General features: G+C 70.6%; 2 protein-coding genes, 2 pseudogenes and 1 riboswitch. Of the genes and pseudogenes, 2 read left to right on the top strand and 2 right to left on the bottom strand.

The genetic code is table 11. The features are described from left to right. Nucleotides 1-126: pseudogene (locus ACNFOC_RS53210) on the top strand (protein kinase domain-containing protein); the annotation flags it as partial. On the opposite strand, the pseudogene ACNFOC_RS53215 reads toward ACNFOC_RS53210, so the two are convergent. Together ACNFOC_RS53215 and ACNFOC_RS53220 are read right to left on the bottom strand one after the other, a co-directional pair. Beyond that, nucleotides 126-428: pseudogene (locus ACNFOC_RS53215) on the bottom strand (hypothetical protein); the annotation flags it as partial. The pseudogenes ACNFOC_RS53210 and ACNFOC_RS53215 overlap by 1 nt on opposite strands. A gap of 94 nt (nucleotides 429-522) precedes the next feature. Continuing rightward, on the bottom strand, nucleotides 523-672 hold the full coding sequence (locus tag ACNFOC_RS53220) for a hypothetical protein (RefSeq protein ID WP_416966141.1): 150 nt from the start codon (nucleotides 670-672) through the stop codon (nucleotides 523-525). A gap of 90 nt (nucleotides 673-762) precedes the next feature. Continuing rightward, nucleotides 763-852: riboswitch (ZMP/ZTP riboswitch) on the top strand. A 31-nt stretch (nucleotides 853-883) separates the two neighbouring features. Between ACNFOC_RS53220 and ACNFOC_RS53225 the strand changes: the two genes are divergently transcribed. Beyond that, complete coding sequence (locus ACNFOC_RS53225) at nucleotides 884-2338, top strand: glycine hydroxymethyltransferase (RefSeq protein WP_416966142.1); 1455 nt, start codon at nucleotides 884-886, stop codon at nucleotides 2336-2338. Nucleotides 2339-2512 lie beyond the last annotated feature (174 nt).

Below are 2512 nucleotides of genomic sequence, written 5' to 3' on the forward strand. Positions count from 1 at the left end.
ATCGGCACCGCCCAGTACCTCTCCCCGGAGCAGGCCAAGGGCGAGCAGGTCGACGCCCGCTCGGACCTCTACTCGACGGGCTGCCTCCTCTACGAACTCCTGACCGTACGGCCGCCCTTCGTGGGCGCCGCCCACTCCACCCCGCTGAGCCGAACTCCCAGCAGCCGGGCGGCCACCACCGCCGTCACCGCGAGGCTCGACGCCAGTGCCGCCCCGACCGCGTAGATGGGAAGCGACCGCAGTGCCGCGATCTGGAACACGAACCCCACACCGTCAAGCCCCAGCCCCGCCAGATACCGCCACTGCCGTAGTGCTCGCAGCAAAAGCGCCGCGTCCCCGCCCCCACCGGCCGTGGCCGCCCGCGCGGCGACCGCCTGCAACACCGTCGCCGTACCGAAACAGACCGCCGCGCCGAGCGCGCACACCATTCCAAAGAGCACAAAGTGACTCTAGGGGAGGGGAGATCGCAGCGGTCTCCCGCGTGAGCCCTCTCACCCGACTCCAGGAACTCCAGGGCTGCCTTCAGAAACTCCCGGGCGGTGTCCAGCCGCCCAACATCGCGCGGAGTTGGGCCAGCCCCCGGTCCAGGTCCGCCGCCGCGATCAGCCGCGGGTGGTGGTTGCGCGCGGTGTGAGCGTCGGCGGCGGCGATGAGCGCTTCCGTACTGGTCACGGCGTTTCCCGGGGTGAAGGTGCCCCGTCCCTGTCCTCGCCCGCATGGTGGACGCAGGAGCCGCACCGTCCGGCACGCCCGGTAGGCTGACCGGCGGGCCGTGACTGGCGCGCTGGGATGGGACCGACCATCAGGGAGCGGCCCGAGCTGGAATGTGTGCCGTGCGCCTGGGCCGTACCGAGAACGCCGAACGCCACGTCCGGAGGTCCCCATGCCCGACAATTCCGCGCCCCTTTCCCCTGAGTCCACCGCCTTCCGTGCCGCGCTCGATGTGATCCGTGCCGTCGAGCCGCGCGTCGCCGACGCCATCGGCCAGGAAGTCGCCGACCAGCGCGAGATGCTCAAGCTGATCGCCTCCGAGAACTACGCCTCCCCGGCCACTCTCCTGGCCATGGGCAACTGGTTCAGCGACAAGTACGCCGAGGGCACCATCGGCCGCCGCTTCTACGCCGGCTGCCGCAACGTCGACACCGTCGAGTCCCTCGCCGCCGAGCACGCGCGCGAACTCTTCGGCGCCCGCCACGCCTACGTCCAGCCGCACTCCGGCATCGATGCCAACCTCGTCGCCTTCTGGTCGATCCTCGCCGACCGCGTCGAGGTCCCGGCCCTCGCGAAGGCGGGCGTCCGCCAGGTCAACGACCTCTCCGACGCCGACTGGGCCGAACTCCGCCAGGCCTTCGGCAACCAGCGCATGCTCGGCATGTCCCTGGACGCCGGCGGCCACCTCACCCACGGCTTCCGCCCCAACATCTCCGGCAAGATGTTCGACCAGCGCTCCTACGGCACCGACTCGGCGACGGGCCTCATCGACTACGAGGCGCTGCGGGTCTCCGCCCGCGAGTTCAAGCCGCTGATCATCGTCGCCGGCTACTCCGCCTACCCGCGTCTGGTGAACTTCCGCATCATGCGCGAGATCGCCGACGAGGTCGGGGCGACCCTGATGGTGGACATGGCGCACTTCGCCGGCCTGGTCGCGGGCAAGGTGCTGACCGGTGACTTCGACCCGGTCCCGCACGCCCAGATCGTCACCACCACCACCCACAAGTCCCTGCGCGGCCCGCGCGGCGGCATGGTCCTGTGCGACGACTCCCTTAAGGACCAGGTCGACCGCGGCTGCCCGATGGTCCTCGGCGGCCCGCTCCCGCACGTCATGGCAGCCAAGGCCGTCGCCCTCGCCGAGGCCCGGCAGCCCTCCTTCCAGGACTACGCCCAGCGCATCGTCGACAACTCCCGTGCGCTGGCGGACGGTTTGATGCGCCGCGGTGCCACCCTGGTCACCGGCGGCACCGACAACCACCTCAACCTGATCGACGTCGCCTCCTCCTACGGCCTCACCGGCCGCCAGGCCGAGGCCGCCCTGCTCGACTCGGGCATCGTCACCAACCGCAACGCCATCCCCGCCGACCCCAACGGCGCCTGGTACACCTCCGGCATCCGCATCGGCACCCCCGCCCTGACCACGCGCGGTCTCGGCACGGCGGAGATGGACGAGGTGGCGTCCCTGATCGACCGCGTCCTGACCACCACCGAGCCGGGCACGACGAAGTCGGGCGCGCCGAGCAAGGCCGCGCACATCCTCGACCCGAAGATCGCGGACGAGATCTCCCACCGGGCCACCGACCTCGTCGCCGGCTTCCCGCTGTACCCGGAGATCGACCTCGGCTGACAGCCGACGTACGCCCTCTGTTGAGTTGTCAAAGATCGGCGACTCTCACAGATCGATGAGTTCCTGTCGTGGTTCCTCGCGCGGCGGTCCGGCCTCCAGCGCATCGACGCGATCTTCGCCACGCAGGAAACCGGCCAGCGCGGGCGGGTCGAGGATGTCGAGCGGCTCCAACAC

The organism is Streptomyces colwelliae, assembly GCF_048158785.1.
Taxonomy (GTDB): Bacteria; Actinomycetota; Actinomycetes; order Streptomycetales; family Streptomycetaceae; genus Streptomyces.

Excerpts from the sequence above, each read along its gene's own strand:
- ACNFOC_RS53225 (WP_416966142.1), top strand. The coding sequence starts at position 884 with ATGCCCGACAATTCCGCGCCCCTTTCCCCTGAGTCCACCGCCTTCCGT.